Genomic DNA, 5,743 nt, shown 5'->3' on the forward strand with positions numbered 1-5,743 from the left:
CTTTGACCATATCATGACCAAGAAAGGGATTGGTGCAGCAAGTGCAGATTTCGGGCTTATGGCCCTGGCCTACAATCTAAGAAGACTTAACAACCTAGGAATAGTCCCAAAAACTCTTTTGGCCGTGCAAAACAACTATTTCCTATTAATAACTTCGCCCCTAATCGTCATTTTAATCCTCTTTGGGCCACAAGGCGATCACTCTACAAGAAATCGCTCCCTCAACTTTATTTTCACCTAATGAAAAAAATCGTGTATTTTTAAAACAGAAATCACGGAGTTTTGAGACAAACTGCCGTTGTGGCAAATGCAAAAAACCGTTCTCCGTATTAAAATTTAGTTTGAAAAAGGTAAACAATAGTTTACCTTTGTGTCTTGAAACCAATGCAAATCCGAATGAAATGTTCCCAACTCTTACGAATTTTGAAAAAAGACGGTTGGTATGCGGTTTCTCAAAAAGGTTCGCACATAAAAATGCGACACCAAACGAAATCTGGTACAATTATATTTCCAAATCACGGAAGCCAAGAAATGGGTAAAGGTTTGGAAAAGAAAATCCTAAAAGACGCTGGAATTAAATAATCTGATTATGGCAAAAAAGAAAAAAATAACGATGACGGTTGAAAAAACGGATACCGGATTTTCAGCATTTTCAGTGGACTATCCAATATTCACAACTGGACAATCAATTCCCGAACTGATTAACAACACTTACGAAGCGACTGAATTACATTTTGAGGATGAAAATGTAAAGGTTGAGCCGAGTGATATTCGATTTGAGATTGATTTTAAGCAGTTTTTTAAATTTTATAAAGTTTTAAATGCCAAATTTCTTGCGGAAAAAATTGGAATGAACGCTACTCTACTATCTCAATATGTTTCTGGAACAAAAAAACCTTCAGCAAAACAGACAGAGAAGATATTGAATGGAATTCACCAAATCGGACAGGAATTAAGCGGATTAAATCTTTTGCAAACTTCATAACGCAATGTGGTAGCACTTGCCACAACAGTACCTATAAGCAATGCGGGCCTTAGTGTTCAAATCAAAGTTTTGTCTATATTTATGAGGAGCAAAACCTTTTTAGGTTTGCTTCAACAAATAAAAACTAATCAAACCCTCAAAGCTTTTGCTACGGGAGTGTCGGGAAAGGTAAGTGAATGCTTGCCACCACACTGCTTACGAGCTGGGCCGTTGTAACACATACTCCCAAGATTAAAACTTCAATCTGCTTTAATGGCTATTACTTTGAAAATAGTAACTTTTAAGTTACCTTTGAATAATGGATAAAGTTAGGGAGGTAATACAGTACAAAAACTATTTCGAAGAGTTCTTGCTCAAACAACCCGAAAAGGTCCAAGACAAGATATTCAAGGTCATCGAAATAATCGAGACATACGAAAGAGTTCCCTCGACTTATCTTAAAGTAATTGCTGGAACAAAGGGACTTTATGAAGCTCGGATAAAATTGGGCTCGAACATCTGGCGAGTATTCTGCTTTTTCGACAAAGGTAAATTAGTAATCCTCTTGAATGGATTTGCCAAAAAAAACGCAAAAGACTCCCAAAAAAGAAATCGACAAAGCAGTCGGACTAATGAATTCATACTATGAAGACAAAAACAAATAAGATGGACACCAAAAGCTGGAAGGACATCAAGGATACAGTTTACGGAAAAAAAGGAACGGAGCGCAGGAACGAACTTGAAAGGGATTTCGAATCATTTAAAATCGGGCTGCTTTTACGCAAGGCACGTGAAGAAAAAAATCTCACCCAAGAGCAACTCGGCGAATTGGTGGACAAAAAACGGACCTACATTTCACGCGTAGAAAACAATGGCAGCAATTTGACCTTAAAAACACTTTATGACATTGTGGAGAAAGGACTGGGCGGAAAAGTGAAAATTTCAATTGAAATCTAAAAAAAGTACGTGTTACAATAACTAAGAACTGTCCGAAATCCAAGTAGAAAAGAGAAGGGATTATCATTAGTTAACGAAGTCTGAGCTTCCAAGCATTCGATAACCTTATTCTCCTCTTTTGTTCTTTCTGATTAAAGGTTTAAAATTAATGAATTGTAAACTTAAGAAGTATTCGGCCTGCTGATAGGCCAGGGCTGAATATCCGATTGACGGATCCGGTCTCCTTCTATGGGGAAAACGCTTCTTCCTGTAGTTATTTTTGATATCTATATTGGCGGACTTGCCGTGGTTTTATGTTGGTTTCAGAGATCCAACATGTTTTTGGGGGCTTCGTCTTACCTTTTCATCGGTCTGGCGGATCGGTCGGTGATCTTTAGGTTGAATATTTACCTTTAGGCACATAGCGTCCCCCTCGCGTTTTGCAAGTAGTACTTAAGGTTGGTCAGCAGATATTAGGTTTTCCTTCCAGCAATCGGGCGGCCCGCGTCCGTCGAAGGTCAGGACGGTGACCAGTTTGCCCTTTTTACAGCCGGGGCATATGCCATTGAGCAATGGTGGCTTTTCCTCTTTGAGTTTTAGCGGCTCTGTGGCCAGCATATCTTGAAGGGCGGGCAGCTTTTCTTTTTTCCAGCTACTGCTCAAGATGCCGTAATGCCGTATCCGTGTAAAACCCTTGGGCAAAACATGCAATGCAAATCGGCGTACGAACTCGTGCGTGGAGAGTTTGAGCAGTTCCTTGCGACCTCCTTTTTGTAGTTCTTCATCTGGAAGGATACCGTTCTGTTCACCTTGTCCGCTTAATTGTTGGTTGTCCAGCCACTGAATATTTAGACTTAATAATTGGATAGGATGCCACCCATAATGTTTTATCTATGCCATGCCCCTGCGGCCATCGCGCCAAGCTTCCGAACCTATTCTTTTCCCTCCCCATATTTTCCCTAATCCGTTAGGGGAGGATTTCTCCCTCAGCCTTGCTCGACCGCCTCGGGCCCGCACCAAAGCACAAGGGGTGAAAAACCCCTTGCCCTTTTTCTACCTCGCTATGAATTCGACCTATTTTCATCTTTTCCCACCATTTTTTCAAATGAATTAAAGACCATTAAGAACCAGTTCTGGTCTATATTGGTCTTTAATTACCTTTAACTGGTTTGATTTGTAAAATACTGTAAATAAGTCTTTTAGGTTTGTTTATGATGTATTATATTTATATAGGATTATCCGTTTTTAACGGATAGCAAGTTATGTTTTGCGCAACGCAAAACTCCTACTTCTAGCGAAGTGAAAAGCTGCCCTCGGCAGTAAAAAACAAGAAAAATAATGGCAATTGGCAACATCGGCAGGAAACGGTTAGGGGAGAGCAAGCGAAAGCATACCATTATGCTCCGGTTCAACACCGAGGAGCTGGAAAAAGTGAAGGTGCTTTTACGGTCCTATCAGGTGGATTTCCATAAAAGAGGTACGGTGGGCCCTTTCTTAAGAAGCCTCATTCTGAATAAGGAGGTAGCGCCTATTGAATGTCTCCCTGCTAGTACGCCTAAGGTCGGGTATCAGCTGAACAAAATAGGGACCAACCTCAATCAATTGGTAAAGGTGGCCCATTACAAGAACCGAAGGAGCCCTAATGCGAGCCTTGTAGAGGAAATGAAAAGGGCTAATGACCTGGTAGCCAATTTGAATACGGTTATTAAGAATAATACGAACCTGCTATGATCGCACGACTCCTATATCGGAACAAAGTGCAAGGCGTACTGAAGTACGTCTTGGGGAAACCGGAATCTACCATTCTCGGCTTCCATAATACCTATTCCGATACGGATACCAACCTCAGGATCTTTGAACAGGTACTGGTCTTTTTGGGCTTCCGCCACGCCTCCGAAAAACGCTATGTACATGCCACCTTGAACCTTCCCCGAGGTGAACATCTGGACAATACTAAATTCTTGGCCCTGTCCAAAGCCTATATGGAATACATGGGTTATGGGGAACAGCCCTATATGGTGGTACGGCATCACGATACTGAGCACGAGCACGTGCACATTGTCTCCAGTACCATTAGGGAAGATTGTACCCAGATCAACCTTTCCTTTGACTATAGAAGGAGTATGGCCGCCCAGAAATACCTGGAGAAAGAGTTTGGGCTTTCCAGCTCGCCAAATAAGAGGACGGTCCGAGAGCTTCCCAAGCTGGAAACGCCCCAGTTCAGCCCCCAGGATGGTAACGGGGTGCGATACTATATGCAGGACATTTTGAACAACACCCTGCAAAAGCATAAGGTGCGAAGCTTTGAGGAGCTTGGCAAACTACTGGAAAAGTACCATATCCAACTGAAGGTAGTGGAGCGTTCCGGTAGGGTAGGGGTGGCTTATGGCATTGCGACCAGGGAAGGGTACCGGTCCCGTTTTATCGGCGGCTATACCGTACACCCCCAATTCTCCGGTCCCAAACTCCAACAGCTCTTCGAGCGTAATCAACAATCGGCCCTATTGCCCATGGTAAAAAAACGCTTGGAAAAGCAAGTGCATACTACCTATAAATTATTCAGGACCCTTCGCCCTGAACACCTCCCCGAGATCCTAGGCTCCCATCAAAAGCTCGATTGTAGGCTAAGCTACAACGACCAGGGACAGGTGGTAAATTTCACCATCTATGATAAATCGGGCTATATGCTTCGCAGCGATGAGATTGGGAGGGACCTTGGTATCCATGAGAACCACGAATTGTTCCAAACCGAACACACCCAAATGTACATGGATAGCAGGCAATTGGCATTGGAGTTCCAACGTTGCTTAAGGGAAGCCTTCCAAAAGACCTATCGGGATTTGCGATACAAGCCCCTATTCTCGGAGCATATCCTGAAAACGCCCCTAGATGTTTTGGTTAGGGAAATGATGAAATCAGAGCGTTTTCTCTTCCTTAAGAAATACCTGCATACCGATAATCAGACTTTGTGGAAGGTGATCGACTCCCACTACTATCCTTTTAGTGAGAAGCTATATACTTCCGCCATTAATAAGGAAAAAGAGCAGTTGCAAAAGAAGGCCGATCTTATTCAACGGGCTAGTGACCAGCTGTTCCAACATACCCTGGACCAAAGGGAGGTCCTTGGTGCGCTTGTCCAAAGTCTAGGCGTACGGTACGATAATGGAACCCTGACCTATGCGAATTCCAGGTGCCACCAAGTGCCGGTGGATCTGGGAGGAGACCTACTACAGACGAGTGCAAACCACTATATCCCTCCTGGTTTTGCACGTGAAAATGAAAAGTTGTTGGAAGGGCTGCTGCACGGCAAATCTGCCAAAGAAATAAAACCGGGTCCCACCGCCCTATTTTTACCCATGGTATTCCCGAAACTCTATAACGCTATGGCCCCAACCTTTAGGGAGCGGTTCGATACCTTGGCCCTACAGGCCTACCATCGGTACGCCGAACGAATGCAGGCACCTTTTGAGAAATCCCCAAAGGACTATATCGCTTTTTTCAATGCCAGGGGCTTTTTGGATTACCTACTAAATTTGGGACTAATTTTTTCAAGCCACTTTTTTAGAAAACCCTCTTATTTTGATTTCCATTTCTAAAGGGGAGAGATACCCTAAACTAGAATGTAGCCTTTCGTTATTATACCATGTTATATATTGCTTTATTGATTCGAACAATTGATTATGGGAGGTATATTTAAACCTATACAGCCATTCATGTTTAATTGTTTTGAAAAAGCTCTCCGCAACAGCGTTATCCCAACAATTTCCCTTTCTGCTCATTGACCGTGTTATTTTTTTATTATAAGTGAATAGATCGGTCATTTTATTCGAGGCATACTGCACC

7 protein-coding genes and 2 pseudogenes are annotated in these 5,743 nt (G+C 42.6%); 7 read left to right on the forward strand and 2 right to left on the reverse strand.

The annotated features are described in order from the left end of the window. From H344_RS21915 to H344_RS0116450, 5 genes and pseudogenes are all read left to right on the forward strand, one after another. Window positions 1-241 (forward strand): annotated as a pseudogene (locus tag H344_RS21915) (IS1182 family transposase); the annotation flags it as partial. Window positions 242-396: 155 nt separating this feature from the next. Then, entirely contained in the window at window positions 397-582 is a 186-nt protein-coding gene (locus H344_RS0116435) for a type II toxin-antitoxin system HicA family toxin (protein ID WP_026811275.1), read from the forward strand. Between the two features lie 7 nt (window positions 583-589). Further along, a complete protein-coding gene (locus H344_RS0116440) occupies window positions 590-985 on the forward strand; it encodes a helix-turn-helix domain-containing protein (RefSeq protein WP_026811276.1) in 396 nt (131 codons plus the stop codon). 298 nt (window positions 986-1,283) lie between these two features. Next, on the forward strand, window positions 1,284-1,613 hold the full coding sequence (locus H344_RS20665) for a type II toxin-antitoxin system RelE/ParE family toxin (protein ID WP_394330149.1): 330 nt from the start codon (window positions 1,284-1,286) through the stop codon (window positions 1,611-1,613). Window positions 1,614-1,630: 17 nt separating this feature from the next. Further along, a complete protein-coding gene (locus H344_RS0116450) occupies window positions 1,631-1,921 on the forward strand; it encodes a helix-turn-helix domain-containing protein (RefSeq protein ID WP_026811277.1) in 291 nt (96 codons plus the stop codon). Between the two features lie 432 nt (window positions 1,922-2,353). Here the strand turns inward: H344_RS0116450 and H344_RS21565 are convergent. Next, window positions 2,354-2,668 (reverse strand): annotated as a pseudogene (locus tag H344_RS21565) (transposase); the annotation flags it as partial. Window positions 2,669-3,238: 570 nt separating this feature from the next. On the opposite strand from H344_RS21565, the gene mobC reads away from it, so the two are divergent. Both mobC and H344_RS0116465 read left to right on the forward strand, forming a co-directional pair. Next, entirely contained in the window at window positions 3,239-3,631 is a 393-nt protein-coding gene (mobC, locus tag H344_RS0116460) for a plasmid mobilization relaxosome protein MobC (RefSeq protein ID WP_026811279.1), read from the forward strand. Then, a complete protein-coding gene (locus tag H344_RS0116465) occupies window positions 3,628-5,496 on the forward strand; it encodes a relaxase/mobilization nuclease domain-containing protein (RefSeq protein WP_026811280.1) in 1,869 nt (622 codons plus the stop codon). Before mobC ends, H344_RS0116465 begins: the two co-directional genes overlap by 4 nt. Here H344_RS0116465 and H344_RS21570 read toward each other — a convergent pair. Further along, on the reverse strand, window positions 5,449-5,743 hold a 295-nt coding region (locus tag H344_RS21570; protein ID WP_157378363.1), incomplete at its 5' end, for an integrase core domain-containing protein. The two genes, H344_RS0116465 and H344_RS21570, sit on opposite strands and share 48 nt — an antisense overlap.

The organism is Arenibacter latericius DSM 15913, assembly GCF_000424985.1.
Taxonomy (GTDB): Bacteria; Bacteroidota; Bacteroidia; order Flavobacteriales; family Flavobacteriaceae; genus Arenibacter; species Arenibacter latericius.